Genomic DNA, 19,999 nt, shown 5'->3' on the forward strand with positions numbered 1-19,999 from the left:
GAATGTACAAGCTCTGTATCACTAAAAAGCAAGCAGGGCGCCATTTGACGCCCTGCATATTCTACCCTTTCGTTTACCATAAAGCGCTACGAGGCGCCTAGCCGCGGTTGACCGCTCACCTCCCCGACTTTGTATTTGCCAATCATTTCGGCCATGTCCTCGGCCTGCTCATCGAGCGAGCGGCTCGCCGCGGCGACCTGCTCGACCAGGGCGGCATTTTGCTGGGTGACTTCCTCTAGCTGCGTCATGGCGCGGTTTATCTCCTCGATGCCGGAAGACTGCTCGGTGGTCGCCGAGGCCATCTCGTCAACCAAACCTGCCACTTTCTGTACGCGCTGCGAAATCGTCTCCAGCGTGTCGCTCGTTGAGTTGACCAGCGACTCCCCTTCGCTGATTTTCGCCACATTATTGTCGATCAGCTTACGAATTTGATCCGCCTCTTGGGCGCTGCGACTCGCGAGCTTGCGCACCTCATCCGCCACCACGGCAAAGCCACGGCCGTGCTCGCCGGCGCGGGCCGCCTCGACCGAGGCGTTGAGCGCCAACAGGTTGGTTTGGAAAGCGATATTATCGATCGCGGCAATAATCGTGGTGACCTGATCATTGGCTTCGTGAATCTGCTGCATCGCCTGCTGCGCACGCGAAGCAACGCTTGCGGCGTCTTGCGCCTCGTGGGCCACGTCGTTGGTCATGCGCTGCGCTTGGTGAGCATTATCGGCGGTCTGGCGCACGGTGGCCGTGATCTCTTCCATGCTTGAGGCCGTCTGCACAAGAGAGGCCGACTGCTCTTCGGTACGCTGCGCCAAGTCTTGGTTGCCCTGGGCGATTTCACCGCTGGCCACCTCGACCGACTGGGCGTTCCGCTTGACCTCGGCCGCGAGCCGCTCGGTATCAGCAGAGGCGTCGTTAAAGGCACGGTATAGCTTGGACAATTCGTCAGTGCCGGGCACCTCTAAGCGCTGGGTCAAATCGTTACCGCGCGTGGCGATACTGTTCAGCGCACGCTTAAGCGGCCCGGTTATCGTGCGTACCATGAGTACCGCGACAATCACCGCCACCGCACTTGAGAGAATCGCCACGGCGAGGTAGACCCAAAGCGCTTGGCGCGCCTCGCTACGTAGCGCCGCCGTGGTGGTGATCACGTTTTCCGCGACGTTATCTTCGAGTGCTTTCAAGCGGCCAATCTTGACCGTCTGCCACTCAAACCACTGCTCGGGGTCGACATTGTAGCCGCCGGTGTCGTATTGGCTAATCGCCAGCTCACGGCGCTCGATCAAACGCTCGATCTCAGGTCCGCTCAAGGCTTGATCTAATGCGTCACGCACTTCAGGACGGGAAAGCGCACGAAACGCGGTCAGAAACGCCTTTTCTTCGCCCAATAGCGACAAAAAGTTACGCAGCGCTTGCGGCGTCATCCCGTCGGCGGCGAAAGCATTGGCCAGCATCGCGCGCTCAATACCGGCGAGGTCTTTGGCTTCCAGCAGATTGAAATAGGCGGCGAGCTGACGACTGATCTCACCCTCCCGGGTGAGCTGGGACAGCTCGCCGACGAGGGTCATTAATTGCTGATTGATGCCGGTATAGTGGCCAAGCACCTCGCGGGTCGCAATATCGAGGTTATCGACGTCACCGCGAATCCGCCCGGTGCGCTCCCACTGCCGGTTAAGCTGGGTTAAATCGTCGCGCGCGGCCTCGCTCAGCACGCCTTCGGCCAAGGCATCGCGCTGCTCGCGAAAGGCGGCCGCGGCGTCATCAACATTTCGGCGCTGCTGAATCAGCTGCTCGCTGAAGGACTCGCCTTCACTTCCCAAAAACCCGGCGGTCATCCCCCTTTCCAGCTGTATCTGATGCACCCAGTCGCCGGCGCTTTGGGCAAGCTCCGTCATCGCGTAGAGTCGGTCGAGCTCACGCACCGCGGCCTGGCGCTCCAGCACACCGTTGATGGCGAACCACGCCAGCGCCAGCAGTGGCAGCGCCAGCACCAGCGCGAACTTGGCTCGCATGGGTGTTCGATTTAGATAATTTTTCATCCCTTCCCCCTTCTTACGCGCGTGAATCAGCGTCTCGCTGACCCCAGTGTGGCAGACAGGATAAGGATTTTTGAACCGGTTGCGTTGACCAGCATCACACTTTAGTTGTAGGAATTGCCGTAAAGAGTGATATCAGCGCTCCATCGCCGCTGCGGCGTTCCCGCGATGCTGTGGCGCGATGCAACAACCGCGCCGCTCGACAAAAAGGCTGTTGCCAGCGATCTTCTTGGCCTGATGTTTCAGCTCGGATAGGTCGCTTGAAATATCCAGGGCTTCACAGCACGCATGGGCGGCGACCGGCTTGACCGCGATGGAGACGCTGAAAAAGGGAAAAAAGCTCACCACGCCTTGGCGGTTTTCGATCCGGATGCCGCCCTGTGCGCGGTCGGCCGCTTCGTAAAAGCCGGGCGCGATGGCTTCAACATGCGCCAGTATCTGCCGGACCGTCTTCTCCCAATGGGCCAGGGGTAGGAGCAGCATAAAATCGTCACCGCCAATATGGCCGGTAAAGCCGCCGACGCTCTCGACCTGCGCCTGCAGCAATCGCGCCACCGAAATGATCACGTGGTCGCCGTGGGCGTAGCCGTAGACATCGTTAAAGGCTTTAAAGTTATCCAGATCCACATAGGCCGCGGCAAAGGCCTCCCCCGAATGGAGGTAGTCGCTTAAGGTTTCATTGATCAAAATGTTGCCGGGCAGCCCGGTCAAGGGGTTGGCGTGGCGCGCTTGGCGCACTTGAATGGCGGTGATTTCGCGCAGCAAATCGACGATATTGCCCATGCCCAAATACTCGCCGCTGGCGTTCACCACCACAAAGTCCTCCTGCTCGATATCGTGGCTATCGGTTAAACGCTGGCTGAGCGCCTCCAACGGCATCTCGGCCTCGGCCACTAGCATGCGATGATCCGCGACTTCTAGCACCCGCGTTTTAGCGTACAGGGCGTGGCTAAAGGGGTTGGTAAACAGCGCTAAAAAGTGACTGCGGCGGATAACGGCAAGGGGCTTGCCCGCCTGCACCACGGCCACGCAGCGCAGCTCAGGGTGGCGACGAAAACGCTCGGCCAGCTTGGGTACCGAACACTCAGGCGCGACCTCAGGCACCTGGCGGCAAATCGTGCGTGCATTACGCCCGGCGATGGCTTTCAGCGGCGCGGTTCCTGGTAGCGGCATCGCCAGTGTAAGCGGCGGCTTGGCGTTGGGGCGGGCAAAGTAGTAGCCCTGCAACAGCGCAAGCCCGCGGTCGAGCTCCCACAGGCACAAATGCTCGCCGGCGGTTTCGACGCCTTCGGCAATCAACTTGCAATCAAGACTACGCGCGACCCCGATGATCGAGCGCAGAAACTCGCGCTTGGCGGGTTCCTGATCGACCCCGGAGATGAAGTGGCGATCGAGCTTGACGAAATCGGGCCGTAGCTCTGACCAGTGGCGCAGACTCGAATGGCCGGCGCCTAGGTCGTCGAGGGCCACGCGAAAGCCCATGTCGCGGTAGTGATCCACCGCTTGACGCATCAGCGCATAGTCGTGAATGGGCACGTGCTCGGTAAGCTCGATCACCACCCGTTCGGCGGGAATACCCGCATCGCGGATAAAGCCCAGCGTCAGGCCTTCACGAAAATCGCGCTCGACAATCGTCAGCGGCATGACGTTGAGAAACAGAAAGCCAGGCAGATCCAGCGCCGCGAAGCGGTGAATCGCCAAACGGCGGCAGAGGATGTCCAGCTCCACCAGCTTCCCCGCCTGGGTGGCGACCTCAAAGAGTCGCAGCGGGGAGTGCAATGGCGAGGCCGCTGGCCCGCGCACCAGCGCCTCGTAGCCATAAATCACCTGCTGGCCGGTATCCACGATGGGCTGGAAAAGTACCTCAAGCGCTTCATCGGCAATAATACGCGTTAGCCACTGTGCTTCTTGAGCGGTCATGCCTGCCCCCATCTTGTATCGCCAAATGCTAAAGCGTGCGCGATTAAGGTGACAAGCGCATGACAACGCCTCTCAGAGACCGTCTCAAAGAGCCTCTCAAAGACTCTCTGTAAAGACCTTCTTAAAGACCTTTTTAAAGACCGAAGGGGTACGTTTCCGGCACGCCCTCAAGGGTTTTACTGCTTAGCGGCGTCACCGCGCGGGTTTGGTCGATCCAGACATACTCGTCGAACTGATCCGCCAGGCGCGCCTTGAAGTAGTGGCTGGCCCGCTCGGTTTCCGGGCGGTAAATCACCCCGATGGCCCGCTCCAGATAGATCCCGTGCAGACGCTTATCGAGTTCGGGTAACGGCACATGGCGCAGCGGCAGCGTAAAAGCGGGGATACCCGTCTCGTGGAAAATCCGCTCCCAACTGCCCTCCAGCGAGGGCCGGACTTGCTTGACCTCCATGGGGTCATCCCAATCGGTGGCCGCCGCGACGGTGCCGCTATGGGTACCGAAACCGATCAGGTAGGCGTCGTCGCCATAGGCCTCGCGGCACAGCTGACCCACGTTATGCTGTCCCCGGGCGAGCATGTCGGTGGCGCTGGCATCGCCGATGTGGGAGTTGTGCTCCCAGACCACCGCCTTGGTGCCCTGGCCGCCATGGGACAGCAAGGATTCGAGGGTATCGAACATGTGCTGGTCGCGCAGGTTCCAGGAGTCGCTGTAGCCGCTGTACATGCTGCGGTAGTAGCGCTCGGCATTGGCGATCAGGCGGGCATTCTGCACCGCGTCCAGAAAGCGCTCGCCATCCTGATCGGTATACGTCATGCGTTTGTTGAGCAGCTCCACCAGCATGGCCACCGCGTCATCCTCGCACTCGCGATAACGCCCGGAAACCGCGGCGCGGCCATAGGTCATGGGGTCGGCCTGCCAAGGAGTGAGACAGCCGTAGCGCTCTCGCGCCGTCATCGCCGCCTCGGGGTCCACTTCGTCGAGGTAATCGAGCACCGCATCGATGGAGGTGAACAGGCTGTAGAGGTCCAGGCCATGAAAACCTACGCGCTTATCGGCGTCATCAATGCCGGCGTTGTATTCGCGCAGCCAATCGACAAAGTCGCGCACCTCCTCGTTGCGCCACATCCAAGTGGGAAAGCGAGAGAAAGCCGTCCACTCGGACGGTGGAGTCTGCCGGTGGCGCACGTAGTGATCGACGCGGCTGGCGTCGGGCCAGTCGGCCTCCACGGCGACAAAATTAAAGCCTTTTTTCTCGATCAGCGCGCGGGTGATGCGGGCGCGAAAGCGATAGAACTCCGAGGTGCCGTGCGAGGCTTCGCCGATCAGCACCACGCGGGAATCGCCGATCCGCTCGAGCATTTTGTCGATCTCGCCCTCATCGATATCGTCGATGGGCTCGGCCGCTTGGGCCACAAGCTCACTCGTCGTGGCGTCGTTCGATTCTTGGGCCGCGTGACTCGGCGCCGCCCTAGCGACTGGGGCGCGCTTATTGGGATGGTTGCCGCGACGATCCTCCCACCCGGCGTCCCCGACCAAAGGGACAAAGCGCACCTCGGTCAGGTGCTCTTCGCGAAACTCACTCTCCGAGACCCGCGTCACGCGAACCAGCGCCTGCTCGGTTTGCGCGGGCCCCACGGGGATCACGAGGCGCCCGCCGATCGCCAACTGCTGCTTGAGCGATTCGGGTACCTCGGGGCCACCGGCGGCGACCACGATGGCGTCATAGGGCGCCTTCTCAGACCAGCCCAGGGTGCCATCGGTGTAGATCACCTCGACGTTGTCGTAGCCGAGCGAATCGAGCACGCCCCGGGCGCTATCGGCCAGGGACTGGTAGCGCTCAAGCGTCACCACGCGATCGCCGATTTCACCCAGCACGGCGGCGGCGTAGCCCGACCCGGTGCCGACTTCGAGAATACGCCCGCCTCCCGTGAGCTGCAGCGCATCCACCATGTAGGCCACGATGTAGGGCTGGGAAATGGTCTGCTCTTCATTGATGGGCAGGGGGGAATCCTCGTAGGCGAATTCGCGCATAGAGGGCGGAAGAAAGGCTTCCCGAGGCACGCTGCCCATGGCATCGAGCACCACCGATGACGTGATGCCGCGTCCGGCAATCTGACGCTCTACCATTGCTTGACGGCGGCGTGCGTAAACTTGTTGATCGCTCTCCTCTGCCATGTCGATCTCCTCGGCTCCGGTTGGCTGGAAAAACGTAGTAAAGAGTCACTCTTTTCCAGCGTAGTACACCCGCACCGGAGCCCCCCAAATCAAATCACGTTAAGGTTTCTGCCGCCCTTTCGGCGGAGGAAAGATCACGTCGCCGCCACGGGCATCGAGCTGGCGAATATCGGTCGGCTGACCCTGTTCGTCCAGCGTGACCAACCCCATGCCGCTGGCATTCCACAGTCGCTCCCCGGCCTTGGCACGATCGGGGTCACGCGGGTAGATAGCCAGCTTGCGCCGCTTGGTGAACCAGTTAAGCGGTGAGAAAGGCGCATAGAGCCAGCGGTTCAGCCGGTCGAATACATCCAACAAGGTATCGGGGAAGGTGTTTTTGACCCCGCTGGAGGTGATTTGCCACAGCCTGGGGGCGCCCTGACGGTGGCGGACGATAATGTCGTAGGCAAACGAGTAGTGCACATCGCCTGAGAGAATCACGTAGTTGCCCGGCGTTTTGGAGTGACACCAAATATGCAGCAGGACGCTCGCCGCGCCCCGGTGCGCCATCCAGTTCTCCGCGTCCACCACTAGCGGCTTGCCGATCCAGGTAAAGAGCTTCTGCACGCCTTCGATCAGTTTCACCCCAAACATCGGCGCCGGGGAGACAATGACCGCACTGGGCGCGCCCAAAAGCGTCTGCTGCATTTCGATCAACGCTTCCCAATCCATCAACCCCGAAGGGCGGTTGAGGTTTCTCTCGCTACGCCAGCGGCGGGTGCGCGTATCCAGCACCACGATCGCCGGCTCGCCGGGAAGGTAAAACTCCCAGCCCTGAAAGCGCAGTGTCCGCTCAATCAGCGCATCCTGATCGTGCGCGGGCAGCGTGTTCTCGTTATCCTTGGCCGCCTCGTCGAGCAGGCAGTGTGCTTGGGTCACCAGCGGATTGAGCTTTTCCGGCGCGTTGCCCCAGCCCTGGCACAGCAAGTACGCCAGCAGCGCGTTACCGATAATGCGCTTGGAGAATGGATGCCCATAGGCCGCGCGTTCCCAGTCCGCCGTGAGGTTCCAGTCGTCGGTTACGTCGTGATCGTCAAAAATCATCAGGCTAGGCAGGTGCGCCATCACCCGGGCGCACTGCGGCAACCCTGCGACAAAGGCATCGATAATGGCCTGTTCCTGGCGATACAGCGCCGCGTCCTTCTCCGCTAATGCCGGCATTTCGGGAGCGATTAACCGCCACGGGGTCGGCGACCAGACCAAACAGTACATCGCCAACATTTCCGCGAAGGTCATGAGGTGGTTATGCGCGTTGGCGGAGGTAAACACCGGCTTTTTCACCCCGCCGAAAAAGCGCTCGCGCAGCGCGGCGTTGCTGGTGATATCGGGCAGCAGCGCCTCACGCTGGTAGTAGGTATAAGAGGAGCGGTAAAGCGCCTGGCTGTCCGCGACCGTGGCCCCCTCCAACTGCTCATCCACCAGCCCTAAGCGGTCAATCAATGTGTGAATGGCGCGCAGCATCGGTCCCGCCACGTCGTCCACGTACACTTGATCGCCGGTCATCAATAGCCACGCCGGGCGTTCGGTCGCCGCCGCGCCGCCCTTTTCCGCCAGCCAGGCATCCGCGCGCACCAAGCCATCGGCGCTGTCGTGGTGAGGTTTACGGCAGGAGCCGTGCATCAGCTGATGATGGCGCGAGGCAATCACCACGCTCGGCGACGTCGCGCCGTCGTAACAGAGCCACGGTGCCCACTCGGCCATGCCTTTTTCCACCCCCTCTTCTTGCGTGAGCAGCACGTCGTACGCAATCGGCGTATCCACGGGCAGCGGCCGCGACAGCGGTAGATCGATCAGATAGAGGTAGGCGTGTTTACCCAGCGGCAGGCACTGAGCCACGTCACTTTGTGCAGTGAGCGGATAGCGCTGCGTCTCGCCTTCTGGCGGGGTTAGCGCCAGCGTGAGCGAAAGCCGGCGCGAGGCCACAAGCCACATCACCCAGCGGCCAGAGGTAACGCGCCGCAGCAATGGGCCAACGAGAATATCCGGCAGCGAGGCGACATCGGGTGAGGCGGTGGCGATGGAGGCCATGGTACTCCTTCTGCTCGGAAAACGGTCTGAGGCCATTGGACCACGAATCCGCTAGGCGGTTGAAAGCAGGGCGTTAACGCTTTCAAACGATAGTCGGCGTGTTACCTTGACCGTAAATGAAGACGCCGCCTAGCGCCATGGGACAGAAGGAGCCTTTTTGAAAACCGAGATTGCGCCACGGCCGTCGCATGGCCACTCGGCCCGCTTGGAGGGCGTGGCCGCGGAGATACAGCACCCTGCCCTGCGCGATATCGCTTGGCTGCTCCACACGCCCGATATCGTCACGCTGCCCGGCACTCCCGGCCGGCCCTGCTTAAAAGCCCTTGGATGGCCGAATGACGAGGCGCTTACCCACTGGCTAGCGCACCAGCGCCCAGCCGTTGAGGCTCTCCCATGGCGCACGCTGCGCCAATCGCGGATGGGGCATTACCATGAGCGGCTATGGCACTACGTACTCGATCATGCGCCCCATACTCACTTGCTGGCGCGTAACGTGCGCGTTTTTCAGCGGCGCAACACCCTAGGCGAGCTAGATATCCTCTACCGCAGCCGCTTTGACCCCGCGCCGATTCACTTGGAAGTGGCGATCAAGTTTTATCTGGGGCTAGCCGACGGGCCAGGGGGAGAAGCAAGTTTAAGCCGCTGGATCGGGCCGGGTGGATTGGATAGCTTGGCGCTTAAATGCCATCACACTGCCCGTCACCAGCTTCCCATCGCCCGCACACCGCCGGCGCGTGAGGCGCTGAGACACTGGCTGGCACCGCGTGACAGCGGTGAGGCATTGGCGCCGCTTCGCTCGCAGTTTGCGCTGCCCGGCGTGCTTTTTTACCCCTGGAACACAAGGCTTACGCCGCCCAACGGGGCCACGGCTACGCACCGGCGCGGCCTGTGGTGCTATCGAGACGATTGGCCGTCCCTCGCCGCCAGTATGCCGCCCGATACGCTCGCGGCATGGCTGGAGAAGCCGTGCTGGCTGGCACCGCCGCCGCTGGCGCGCTTTCGGCCGTTACGCGACGCCGTCACGGCGGCTCTCGATCGCGTTATCGCCGATAACACGCCGCAACAGGTGATGCTGCACTTCCCTAACCACGACCCAACCCAGCGCGTTTTTATCGTGCCCAATGGGTGGCCGCGCCAAATTCCCTTGCCGCCGCGTTAGCCGCCGCAACGCGCCTTCAAACGACGACCAGGTTATCGCGATGGATCAATTCAGGCGCTTCCATATAGCCCAGAATAGCTTCGATGTGGTGGCTTGGCTGACCTGCAAGCTGGCGCGCTTCTTCGGCGCCGTAGTTCACCAGCCCTTTCGCCACCAGGGCACCTTGATCATCCACGCAAGCGACCATATCGCCCCGGCGGAAGCTACCCTGCACCTCGCGAACGCCCACGGCCAAAAGGCTTGAGCCTTTATCGCGCAGCACTTTGACCGCACCGGGGTCGAGGGTGAGCGTGCCACGCACCTGCAGCTGACCGGCGAGCCAACGTTTGCGCGCGGCGATCGGTGCTTGATCGGGCCGCAAGAGGGTCCCCAGCCGCTCGCCCGCCATGAGCCGGGTAAGGACGTCGGGCTGGCGGCCGCCGAGCGCCCCGCCACTGCCGGCCACGGCAGCCAGGCGCGGGTCGTCAGCGCGCCCTTCGGCAATTAGCTTCGCCTCCGGGTTGTGGCGCGGGTCCGCGTCGAACAGGCCCTCCTGGTCAGTGAGCAGAAACAGCGCATCGGCTTCGAGCAGGTTAGCGACCAGCGCGCCAAGGGTATCGTTATCGCCAAAGCGAATCTCGTCGGTGACCACGGTGTCGTTTTCGTTGATCACTGGCACCACGCGCAGCGCCACGAGCGTGCGCAGCGCCGAGAGCGCGTTAAGGTAGCGCTTGCGGTTGGAGAGGTCGTCGTGGGTCAGCAGAATCTGAGCGGTGAGCATGCCGTGGCGGGCAAAATGCTGCTCGTAGCACTGGGTCAGCCCGTTCTGGCCCACGGCGGCGGCGGCTTGCAGCTCATGCACGGCGCTGGGACGAATCTGCCAGCCCAGCCGTACCATGCCCGCGGCCACCGCGCCGGAGGAGACCAGGACAACCTCCACGCCACGCTGGTGTAGCGCGGCGATTTGATCGACCCAGCGACCTATCGCGGCGTCGTCCAACCCACGCCCGTCGTTGGTCAACAGGGCGCTGCCGATTTTGACCACCACGCGTCGCGCGTCACTCAGCGCTTCGCGGCCCAACGCCTGCTCACTCACGGCGCGTACTCCACCTCGACATCGTAATCATCGTCATCAAAGTCGTCGTCATCCTCATCGCGGGGCTTGCGTTTACGCCCCAGCCGCGCCTCGGTGCGCGCCACCGACTCCTCTTCCATACGCCGGCGCATCTCCTGCTCGTGGGCGTACGCCTCTTCGTCTTCGTTCTCCAGGCGCTGCTGCTCAATCAGCCAGCGGTGAGCTGCTTGCACCAGGGCATCGGTGCCCTCGCCGCTGATCGCCGAAATACGGAATACCGGCCCTTCCCAGTTCAGCGCCTCAATAATCCTTTGCGCGCGTGCTTCGCGCTCTTCCTCGGGGAGCAGGTCGAACTTATTCAGCACCAGCCAGCGCGGACGCTCGGCGAGCGCAGGCGAAAACTCGCCCAGCTCGTGAACGATCGCTTGGGCGGCGGCCACTGGGTCGGACTCGTCAAAGGGTGCCACATCAATCACGTGAAGCAGCAAGCGCGTGCGGGTCAAATGCTTCAAAAAGCGCAGGCCCAATCCCGCGCCGTCAGAGGCACCCTCGATCAACCCCGGCACATCGGCCATGACGAAGTGTTCATGCAAACCAAGCTTCACCACACCCAGGTTGGGCACCAGGGTGGTGAACGGGTAGTTGGCCACCTTGGGTTTGGCGGCCGACACCGAGCGAATCAGCGTTGACTTGCCGGCGTTCGGCATCCCCAACAGGCCAACGTCCGCCATCACCTTCATCTCCAGGCGTAGATTACGGCGATCGCCCTCGGTGCCCGGCGTGGTACGCCGTGGCGCTCGGTTAGTCGACGATTTAAAGTGAATATTGCCCAAACCGCGGCGTCCGCCCTCGGCGACGAGCACGACCTGGCCGATATCGGTCACATCGGCGATGACTTCGAGGGTGTCCTCGTCGATCACCGTGGTACCTACCGGCACTTTGATGTGCAGGTCTTCACCGGCTTTGCCGCTCATCTGTCGACCCATGCCGCCCTGGCCGTTTTCGGCCTTATAAAAACGCTGATACTTGAAATCGATCAGCGTATTGAGCGCATCGTCACCGATTAAGTAAACGCTGCCGCCGTGCCCGCCATCGCCGCCATCCGGGCCGCCTTTGGGGACATATTTTTCGCGGCGAAAGCTTAAACAGCCGTTGCCGCCTTTTCCGGCTTCAACGATGATGGACGCTTCATCGACAAACTGCATGGCATCTTCTCCTGGCCGCTTCCGCCGCCGATAACAACACAACGTCTCTATGGGCGTTAAACGTAGATGGCGTTAAGACGCTGTACGCTAAAACACGCCATACAGACAAAAAAGCCCCGCCGTGGCGGGGCTTTTATCGCTCGCAGCAGGTCTCTTAGGCAGAAACGATGCTGACGAACTTACGGTTTTTCGGGCCTTTGGTTTCAAACTTCACGACACCTTCGTCAAGCGCGAAGAGCGTGTGGTCTTTACCAATGCCAACGCCAGTGCCCGCGTGGAACTTGGTGCCGCGCTGACGCACGATAATGTTGCCCGGTGTGACCGCTTGGCCACCGAACAGTTTCACACCAAGGCGTTTGGATTCGCTGTCGCGACCGTTACGCGTGGAGCCGGCTGCCTTTTTATGTGCCATTGCAAAATCCTCCTACTGGGGAATCAACCGCTTAAGCGGAAATTCCGGTAATTTTGACTTCGGTGAACCACTGACGGTGGCCCTGACGCTTCATGCTGTGCTTACGACGACGGAACTTGATGATCGTCACTTTATCACCACGACCGTGATTGACGATTTCCGCCGATACTTTAGCGCCTTCGACAAGCGGAGCGCCAACGGTGACGTCATCGTCGTTACCCACCAACAGCACTTCGTCAAACTCGATCGTTTCGCCGGTAGCGACTTCGATTTTTTCAAGCTTGAGCGTCTGACCTTCTTGCACGCGGTACTGCTTACCACCGCTTTTGATTACTGCGAACATGTCTCTCTCCAGGACGGATCACTTTGCCGTACTACCGCGTTAACGGCAATAACAGCGCTCATCGGCTTGGCTCTTGGTCGACCTGCGGCGAGTGGCGCCCCTTTCGGCAGCCATCTGACAGGGAGCATGATGAGCGGGTCGCGGATTATAGCGAGTTTGGGTTGTCACCACAACTCCTTCGATATCGACCATCGCGCCTCTACCATCTACCTTGACGCCCAACAGGCGGCCCCATAGCATGAGACCCACTTTATCAGGCGGCTGTGCCGCCTCCACCTGCCGCGATGAACGGATTAGTCAACTACCTTCGGCTGAAGCCGGAGGCTTGTGAAAGCAAGCCCGGTTGACCAGGGAAAGCGGACGCCAATCCGCTACGTTGATAACAGGTCGCCAAGACTTACCCCACCGTGCTTCCTCAGCGGTGGGCACTGAAAGGTTAAGATCATGCTGGCGCAAGGCAAAACGCCGAAGGTCTTGATCGCTGCCGATAGCAGTATCGTTGGCAGGAGCCGGTTATCGACATTCCCGAGGGGAGACGGGGCACAAGCCCCGCGATACCAGACCCGTAAGGGTGCTATTTAAGGTGGAGATCGCATGGCGGTTTTCGTATTGGACAAAGGAAAGCAGCCGTTGATGCCGTGCCGCGAAAAGCGCGCGCGGTTGCTGCTAGAGCGCGGTCGTGCCGTGGTGCATAAGCAGCGACGTGCATTTCGTCGTCGGCGCCGCAGCAAGAACCTGCGCTACCGAGCGCCACGTTTTGACAACCGAACGCGCAAAGCCGGTTGGTTGCCACCGTCATTGCAGCATCGGGTGGATACGGCGATGGCGTGGTTGGAGCGGCTAAGCAAGCTGGCGCCGATAACCGCCACCAGTCAGGAATTGGTGCGGTTTGACACCCAGCAACTCGACAACCCCGAGATTAGCGGCGTCGAGTACCAGCAAGGCACCCTGCTCGGCTACGAAGTCCGCGAGCACCTGCTGGAAAAGTGGGGCCGTGAGTGCGCCTACTGTGGCACCGGCGACACACCACTGGAAATCGAGCATGTGGTGCCGCGCTCGCGGGGTGGCTCGAACCGCGTTAGCAATTTGACGCTAAGCTGCCACGACTGCAACCAAGCCAAGGATGCGTTGCTGCTGGCGGACTTTTTCGCCACCGACAAAGGCCTGAAAAAGCGCCTCAAGGCCAACGGCCTGTCGGCGAGCGCACGTCTTGAGCGCGTGCAGCATGAACTCAAGCATCCGCTACGCGATGCCAGTGCCGTGAATGCGACCCGCTGGGCACTGCTCACCGCGCTCAAAGCCACCGGCTTACCTGTCACGGTCGGCACGGGCGGACGCACCAAATACAACCGCCAGCGGCTCGACATTCCCAAGACTCATGCCCTGGATGCAGCCTGTGTTGGTGTGTTCGGCAGCCTGCATACTTGGGCGGTGCCGACGCTGACGATTAAAGCCACCGGGCGCGGCAGCTACCAGCGCACCCGTTTGACAAAGCATGGCTTTCCGCGCGGTGTGTTGATGCGGCAAAAGCAGGTACACGGCTTTCAAACCGGCGATATGGTGTGCGCCTGCGTGCCCACTGGAAAGAAAGCTGGCACCCACACGGGCCGTGTCGCGGTGCGCAAGACAGGCAGCTTCAACATCCAGACCGAGCAAGGTGCTGTGCAGGGCATTTCGCACCAACACTGCACTCTCATCCAGCGAGGCGATGGCTACGGCTATCACCTCACGGCATCCATTAACCTGTAAGGAGAAGCGGGACAAACGGTGGCGCCATCCCGCGCAAAATCTAATGACTGCTAACGCCTCTTCAACCCCACCTGCCAGCACTTCACCTTCACCGCTGCATGCCGTGGTGGCGGATGACTTTAACGCCGTTAACCGCACCATTGTCGAGCAACTCAGCTCCAAAGTGCCGCTGGTCGAAACCATCAGCCAGTACATCATCGAAAGTGGCGGCAAACGCCTACGCCCCCTCCTTGTGCTGCTAGCGGCCCGCTCGCTCGGCTATGAAGAGGACAAACACGTTACCTTGGCTACGCTGATCGAGTTCATGCATACCTCAACGCTGCTACACGACGATGTGGTGGATGAGTCGCACCTGCGTCGCGGCAGACAAACCGCCAACGATAACTGGGGTAATGCGCCTTCGGTGCTGGTGGGTGATTTTCTCTACTCGCGCTCTTTCCAGATGATGGTCGATGTGGGCTCCATGCGCATCATGGCCATTCTGTCGGCCGCCACCTGCGTTATCGCCGAAGGCGAGGTGCAACAGCTGACCAACATCGGCAACCCGGATATCACCGAAGCAGACTACTTCGAGACCATTCAGGGCAAAACGGCGATGCTTTTCGAGGCTTCCTCCCACAGCGGCGCCGTGCTGGCCGAAGCCACCCCTGAACAGGAGCGCGCCTTGCAGTATTATGGGCGCTATTTAGGCCTTGCTTTTCAGCTGATCGACGACCTGCTCGACTACCAAGGCGACGCCAACGCCATGGGCAAAAACGTCGGCGACGACTTGGCCGAGGGCAAACCGACGTTGCCACTGATTCACGCCATGGCGCAAGGCACTCCTGAGCAGGCCAAGCTGATCCGCCAAGCCATCCGTAAAGGGGGGCTTTCGCAGCTTGATGCGGTATTGGATATCGTTAACGCCACCGGCGCCTTAAGCTATACCCGCGCCCGCGCCGAAGAGATGGCCGATAAAGCCCTCGCCGAGCTCAACGCCTTGCCGCCAAGCCCCTACCGCGACACGATGGCCAAACTGGCACGACTCGCGGTGGAGCGCGATACCTAGCGTTACCGCGGTGTGGATAAGCCACGGGGATTTTGCAAATATCCCTTGAAAAGCATTCAGCGGGTGCGTATCATCCGCACTCGTTGAATGGCAAAGCCTTCAACCCTCGGAATATAGCTCAGCTTGGTAGAGCGCTGCCTTCGGGAGGCAGAGGTCGTAGGTTCGAATCCTGCTATTCCGACCAAAAAATTCAGTAAAAACGGCCACTTAGCTAACATAGCAAGTGGCCGTTTTTCGTAGTGGCTTGTGCTAGGTGACACATAGGTGACACTTAGCAGCAACAACGCGCCCTACGGATCTACAAGTAAGTGCCTTCTGCCCTCGGCAATGAGGACACCACTGCCATTCTCAATCAGCAACGCCATGACGAACATGCGCTTCTGCCGTATTGCTGTAATTGTCCGCTTTCTCGATCCACTGCAATACGGCACTCAAACGATAACGCACCGTGCGTCCGCGCTTGACATACGTGGGCGCGGGAAGCCCCAGCAACATACCGGTGCTCCGGCTTTTTCGCGCCGTCGCCGGCGCTGCCGAGATCAGATGCGGAAACACAGCCTGCTCCGGCAACTCAATCAGTTCGGGATCGAATCCCGATTTGTATTTCATCAAAGCGTTATCCAAGATATTCATGAACTTATGCGGCTCTCGCATCGGCAGTCCTTCCGATAAATGAACAAACATAGCGTGTCGGATTTGAACGCAACATCGGTCAGCCGAACAACACACCGACCGGTTGGCGCTCAACACAAAGATGACACATGCTGACGCGAGGCCATGGGCTGATAAGTTGACGAAAGTAATGCTTTTATCGGGTGCGACCTTCTAAACGCCAATAAAGGACCAAAAACGGCGCTATTTCATCGCGTGGGGATTCATCGCCTCATGAAGTAGGCGCCCTTCTACGCCCTACCTTCATGCCGCTACACAGATCAACGGATATTACCCCTGGCTAACAGTCACCGAGCTTTGAGGCACACGCTCGCCCCTCGGCGACGTTGAAGAGACGGGCGATATTGTCTCCCTTACTATGCCTCCCCCTGCTGCAGTTGAATAAGCTGCGCTTCCAGGGCTTTTATCAGCGTCGGCAACGCCTCGCGCGTCGGTAGCAAGTCTTTCTCATTTAGCGTCTGTCGCACCCAAGTTTGCAGCGCCTCATAGTTTGTGCGCTCATGACCGCTTCCCAGCGCCATGACCAACTGACTGCCTGTTGCCGAAATATTGAGGGCTACCCCGAGGGATTCGGCCAGCTTACGGACATTACGATGGGTCACTTGTCGTGTCAGCATATCTTGCAGCGTTGCGACGTTATGTAATTTAGCGGTCATCGTTCACTTCCTCTTTGTTTTCAACAGAGCAACGCAGCATGTCGTCTTTCAGGCTTTGGCAGATAGGGCGCGCGTCGGATTGAATGCATTCAACATGCATGCTCTGTCTTTGTTAAACGGACATGACTTATGGATGCGTATATATTTCACATGATATACAAACGCTTCACATAAAATAAATATAGCCAAAAAACCATGAAGTGCAAGCATTTTATGATGCGCCTACGTATCATATGACTCTCTTACACAGGGTAATGGTTATGCTGCGCTTCAAAATCAAAGAGATGATCGCGAAAAAAGAGTTTGCTGAAAATCGGCGTATAACGATTAGCGAGCTGGCTGAAGCAACGGATATTCACCGCATGACGCTGTCAAAGATGATCAACCACCGCGGCTACAACACTGGCACAGAAAATGTCGATCGGTTATGCGCGTATTTCGACTGCAATGTCGAAGACATCATTGAATATGTGCCTATGCCCGATAGCCCAGAACGCTCTTAGCCACCTTCCTGACATCTACGAACAGCCGCTAAGGCGCTTTCTTGGACAAGCGCCTTTGTTCTTGCGGGAAACATGAAAAAAGTTGGTGTAGAGATGGTCCAATATCGGCCTGCACCTGGTGCCTCACTGGGCCAATCTCGGTTTTACTGATCTGGAAATGGCTGCCGGCTTGCTCACGAAAAGGGGAACAAGTTGGTGTAAGGGTGGTGCAATACCGGAGCGCACTTAGAGCCGTGTTGGGCCAATATGAGGGTTTTCTTACCTGAACCTGGCCTGTGCCATCCTGGCAAACGGCTGTGCCTGCGGCTCAATAAGTTGGTGACACCGTGGACTGATGGATCGCCTACCGCCCTTGATCAAAACCCTTCAATAAAAACAGTCTTTTATCGAACACCTGAACGTTCGATCACCGAGTGGGTTTCGATCAATCCTGCTGAATCACCTGGCCATTGAGCCCCCCTCCCCTAAGCAGTCTGACTGATTGGCATGGATGCTTCTCAGGATTCCAGTGAACGCAATTTAGTAAAATGAATAAATAAATATCGGGCATCACCCCTAAACCATGCAGGAGGGTTGATATTTGCTTCATTCATTGCTTACAGCTGCTCATATTGTGGGAGCAATAGACTCCGTTATCACAGGGCGATGGCGCGAAAGCCGTGGTGGGTGGAGCCCAGGTGTTTTGCGTCACTGGCAGTGTTTCGACTCATCGCCCTTTCGTGACTCAGCGAGACTGTTAGCCACCGAAGCCAGCCTACCCTGTCTGACATATGCGATAAATCGCATATTCTCGCTGGCGCTCGCAGACAGGGGCTGGCGGGTGGCTCCGCCCCCTCGACCCCCAAAACCCCCAAAACCCCCAAACCCCCCAAAACCCCCAAAACCCCCAAAACCCCCAAAACCCCCAAAACCCCCAACCCTGCTTCGGAGGGCAAGCCATGCCTAATCGCCCTCCCAAGCAACCGCTGCTGTCTCAACGAGTGACGCTTCGACTGCCCGCAAACACTGCGGTCAAATGGCGGCAGCTCGCGCAAGACACCGACCTATCGCTGAGCGACTGGTTGCGCCGACGTGTTGATGGTGGCCATGCCGTGCCTGCTGCGAAACCGAGGCGGCAGCGGCGTCTCCGTACCCTGACCGCCGATCCTGCCCTCCTCCGCCAGCTAGCCGCTATCGGCAGCAACGTGAATCAGATTGCCCGTGTGCTGAACAGCACAAGACTGGCCCCCAGTGACCAGGTGCAGTGGCTCACCGAGTTAGCCGCCATTCAGCGTGAGCTACATCGGCTTGCGGAATTGCCTTGGTATGCGAAAGACGATGACGGCGCAGAGGGGGCGACATGCACATCAAGTTCTTGAAACATGGGCAAGGAATGGCGAGTAGCGCCGTGCGCTATCTGCTCCAGGAGCACGATCATAACGGTGAAAAACGTGCCGAAGTCGCCGTAATTCGCGGCGACCCGCACCTCGTCGCTCAGGTGGCGGATAGCAGCCGGCATCGGTGGCGTTATACAAGTGGAGTGATCGCTTGGGCGCCCACTGACAAACCCTCCCCTTCCGAGATCCAGGCCGTCATCGAGGAGTGGGAGGCCACCGCATTCGCGGGCCTGGAGCCCGACCAGTACGCAACTTGTGCCGTGCTGCACCGCGATGACGACGGTACGCCACACGTTCATACACTCACTGCTCGTGTCGAGCTGGCATCTGGGCGGGCGCTGAATATTGCTCCACCTGGACACCATCGTCTTTTCGACCCGCTGCGTGATGCTTGGAATTATGCTCAGGGCTGGTCAAGGCCTGACGACCCCGACCGTGCTCGGCATTCGCAGCTTGGCAACGAGGCCCAAAGACAGAGCCGCTCTGATCGACAGCCTCGAAATAGAGCCGAGATCACAACCCATATCGAGGCCCTGGTTGCAGAGGGGTTTGTGACGAATGCCGCTGACGTTCGCAAGGCACTGGCCGAAGTCGGAGAAATAACCCGTGCCAGCCATGCCTTTGTCAGCGTACGACCGCACGGTGAAAAGTCGGCAATCCGGCTAAGAGGAGATCTATTTCGTGACAACTGGCGTATCGAACAAACCCTTGAGCGAGAAGCTCGCAGAGCGGCGCAAGAAGCAGCTGGCCGAGCTGGACGACGTGACCCAGCAGCAGCTGCACGAGCACGTGAGCGTCTTGCAGCAGCAACTGAGCGACGTGCGGCGTACCACCGAGACCGCTATCCGCAAGCAGAGCGAGAAAACGACTTCGGCGTTGAACGAGTTCAGACAACAACATCAGCAGCAGATCAAAGATATCGAGCAGCACTTGGCACAAGCGGCGAATCAGGCCGAGCGCTTGAGTCGGGCAGGAAGTCTTCAGAGCTGGATACGCCCACTATCGATTACCTTATCCGTGATGTTGACCGTAGGGGCGATAACGTCAGGAGGCTTGCTACTGACCGACCGGCTCATCGACAACCGTTTGGATCGACTAGCGATATTACGGAAAGAGATTCGGCGCGCCGAGCAGATACCAAGGCTGCCGGAGGGCATCCAGATCCGCGCGTTCCAGGGTGCGACTTATTTACTCGGAGTCGACCCGGATACCATGTGGACCGGAACAATCAACGACGGCCAGACTCCAGTAATTCGATTGACCAGGGAGTAACGGCAAATGACAGAACTGGAAACCCTGCTGTTGCGGCAGTTAGCGCAGCAGCAGAGCGAATCAGAGCAGCTGGTGACCGGGTTGTCCGAACAGCTCGACAGGCTGCAAACTGCGCTGAGCAAGCAGCAGGCAGACAGCCAAGCCCTACACCGAGAGATGGAACGGAGCGACTACAAGAACGCCGTAGTGATCGAGCAACTGACAGAGCGCGTCGAGCACTTGTCAGCGCTGCTGAGCAGTTGGACGAAGAAATTCAGCGAGTAACTACTGCATATCAAGCCTGGATGGCACGGCAAGCCGAACGTGATCGCCAGGATCGCGAAAAAGCCGCCCGGGACTACCATCAGGATGCATCTTTCG

At 59.6% G+C, this 19,999-nt stretch carries 17 protein-coding genes, 1 tRNA gene and 1 pseudogene; 9 read left to right on the forward strand and 10 right to left on the reverse strand.

What is annotated here, in order from left to right; genetic code table 11:
- Positions 1 to 86: 86 nt before the first annotated feature.
- From BQ9846_RS05230 to BQ9846_RS05245, 4 genes are all read right to left on the reverse strand, one after another.
- On the reverse strand, positions 87 to 2,030 hold the full coding sequence (locus BQ9846_RS05230) for a methyl-accepting chemotaxis protein (RefSeq protein WP_075879587.1): 1,944 nt from the start codon (positions 2,028 to 2,030) through the stop codon (positions 87 to 89).
- Positions 2,031 to 2,162: 132 nt separating this feature from the next.
- A complete protein-coding gene (locus BQ9846_RS05235; protein WP_144049381.1) occupies positions 2,163 to 3,947 on the reverse strand; it encodes a bifunctional diguanylate cyclase/phosphodiesterase in 1,785 nt (594 codons plus the stop codon).
- A 133-nt stretch (positions 3,948 to 4,080) separates the two neighbouring features.
- Complete coding sequence (locus BQ9846_RS05240; protein WP_075879589.1) at positions 4,081 to 6,123, reverse strand: protein-L-isoaspartate(D-aspartate) O-methyltransferase; 2,043 nt, start codon at positions 6,121 to 6,123, stop codon at positions 4,081 to 4,083.
- Positions 6,124 to 6,222: 99 nt separating this feature from the next.
- A complete protein-coding gene (locus BQ9846_RS05245; protein ID WP_075879590.1) occupies positions 6,223 to 8,190 on the reverse strand; it encodes a metallophosphoesterase family protein in 1,968 nt (655 codons plus the stop codon).
- Positions 8,191 to 8,347: 157 nt separating this feature from the next.
- Between BQ9846_RS05245 and BQ9846_RS05250 the strand changes: the two genes are divergently transcribed.
- On the forward strand, positions 8,348 to 9,349 hold the full coding sequence (locus tag BQ9846_RS05250; protein WP_235818920.1) for a DUF1853 family protein: 1,002 nt from the start codon (positions 8,348 to 8,350) through the stop codon (positions 9,347 to 9,349).
- A gap of 16 nt (positions 9,350 to 9,365) precedes the next feature.
- On the opposite strand, the gene proB is transcribed toward BQ9846_RS05250, so the two are convergent.
- The 4 genes from proB to rplU all read right to left on the reverse strand — a co-directional run bounded on the left by proB (position 9,366) and on the right by rplU (position 12,363).
- Entirely contained in the window at positions 9,366 to 10,424 is a 1,059-nt protein-coding gene (proB, locus tag BQ9846_RS05255) for a glutamate 5-kinase (protein ID WP_075879591.1), read from the reverse strand.
- The gene (gene cgtA / locus BQ9846_RS05260; protein WP_075879592.1) at positions 10,421 to 11,608 is read right to left on the reverse strand and encodes an Obg family GTPase CgtA; all 1,188 of its coding nucleotides are present in this window, start codon (positions 11,606 to 11,608) and stop codon (positions 10,421 to 10,423) included. Before cgtA ends, proB begins: the two co-directional genes overlap by 4 nt.
- Before the next feature lie 154 nt (positions 11,609 to 11,762).
- Entirely contained in the window at positions 11,763 to 12,020 is a 258-nt protein-coding gene (gene rpmA / locus BQ9846_RS05265) for a 50S ribosomal protein L27 (RefSeq protein ID WP_075879593.1), read from the reverse strand.
- A gap of 31 nt (positions 12,021 to 12,051) precedes the next feature.
- Entirely contained in the window at positions 12,052 to 12,363 is a 312-nt protein-coding gene (rplU, locus tag BQ9846_RS05270; RefSeq protein WP_075879594.1) for a 50S ribosomal protein L21, read from the reverse strand.
- Between the two features lie 594 nt (positions 12,364 to 12,957).
- Here rplU and iscB point away from each other — a divergent pair.
- The 3 genes from iscB to BQ9846_RS05285 all read left to right on the forward strand — a co-directional run bounded on the left by iscB (position 12,958) and on the right by BQ9846_RS05285 (position 15,344).
- Positions 12,958 to 14,112, forward strand: coding sequence for an RNA-guided endonuclease IscB (iscB, locus tag BQ9846_RS05275; RefSeq protein ID WP_075879595.1), 1,155 nt, complete (start codon positions 12,958 to 12,960; stop codon positions 14,110 to 14,112).
- Between the two features lie 43 nt (positions 14,113 to 14,155).
- Positions 14,156 to 15,160, forward strand: coding sequence for an octaprenyl diphosphate synthase (gene ispB, locus BQ9846_RS05280; protein WP_075879596.1), 1,005 nt, complete (start codon positions 14,156 to 14,158; stop codon positions 15,158 to 15,160).
- A gap of 107 nt (positions 15,161 to 15,267) precedes the next feature.
- Positions 15,268 to 15,344: transfer RNA gene (locus BQ9846_RS05285), tRNA-Pro, on the forward strand.
- A gap of 164 nt (positions 15,345 to 15,508) precedes the next feature.
- Here BQ9846_RS05285 and BQ9846_RS05290 read toward each other — a convergent pair.
- Complete coding sequence (locus tag BQ9846_RS05290; protein ID WP_075879597.1) at positions 15,509 to 15,814, reverse strand: hypothetical protein; 306 nt, start codon at positions 15,812 to 15,814, stop codon at positions 15,509 to 15,511.
- Positions 15,815 to 16,188: 374 nt separating this feature from the next.
- Positions 16,189 to 16,488 (reverse strand): hypothetical protein, encoded by a 300-nt coding sequence (locus tag BQ9846_RS05295; protein ID WP_075879598.1) that lies wholly within the window; start codon positions 16,486 to 16,488, stop codon positions 16,189 to 16,191.
- 260 nt (positions 16,489 to 16,748) lie between these two features.
- Between BQ9846_RS05295 and BQ9846_RS05300 the strand changes: the two genes are divergently transcribed.
- From BQ9846_RS05300 to BQ9846_RS16935, 5 genes and pseudogenes are all read left to right on the forward strand, one after another.
- On the forward strand, positions 16,749 to 16,991 hold the full coding sequence (locus BQ9846_RS05300) for a helix-turn-helix domain-containing protein (RefSeq protein WP_075879599.1): 243 nt from the start codon (positions 16,749 to 16,751) through the stop codon (positions 16,989 to 16,991).
- 938 nt (positions 16,992 to 17,929) lie between these two features.
- A complete protein-coding gene (locus BQ9846_RS05305) occupies positions 17,930 to 18,349 on the forward strand; it encodes a MobC family plasmid mobilization relaxosome protein (protein WP_075879600.1) in 420 nt (139 codons plus the stop codon).
- Positions 18,350 to 18,363: 14 nt separating this feature from the next.
- Positions 18,364 to 18,708: pseudogene (locus BQ9846_RS17210) on the forward strand (relaxase/mobilization nuclease domain-containing protein); the annotation flags it as partial.
- A 340-nt stretch (positions 18,709 to 19,048) separates the two neighbouring features.
- On the forward strand, positions 19,049 to 19,639 hold the full coding sequence (locus tag BQ9846_RS16930) for a hypothetical protein (protein WP_235818921.1): 591 nt from the start codon (positions 19,049 to 19,051) through the stop codon (positions 19,637 to 19,639).
- Positions 19,640 to 19,645: 6 nt separating this feature from the next.
- Entirely contained in the window at positions 19,646 to 19,903 is a 258-nt protein-coding gene (locus BQ9846_RS16935; RefSeq protein ID WP_235818922.1) for a hypothetical protein, read from the forward strand.
- Positions 19,904 to 19,999: the final 96 nt, after the last annotated feature.

The organism is Vreelandella massiliensis, assembly GCF_900155385.1.
GTDB lineage: Bacteria > Pseudomonadota > Gammaproteobacteria > Pseudomonadales > Halomonadaceae > Vreelandella > Vreelandella massiliensis.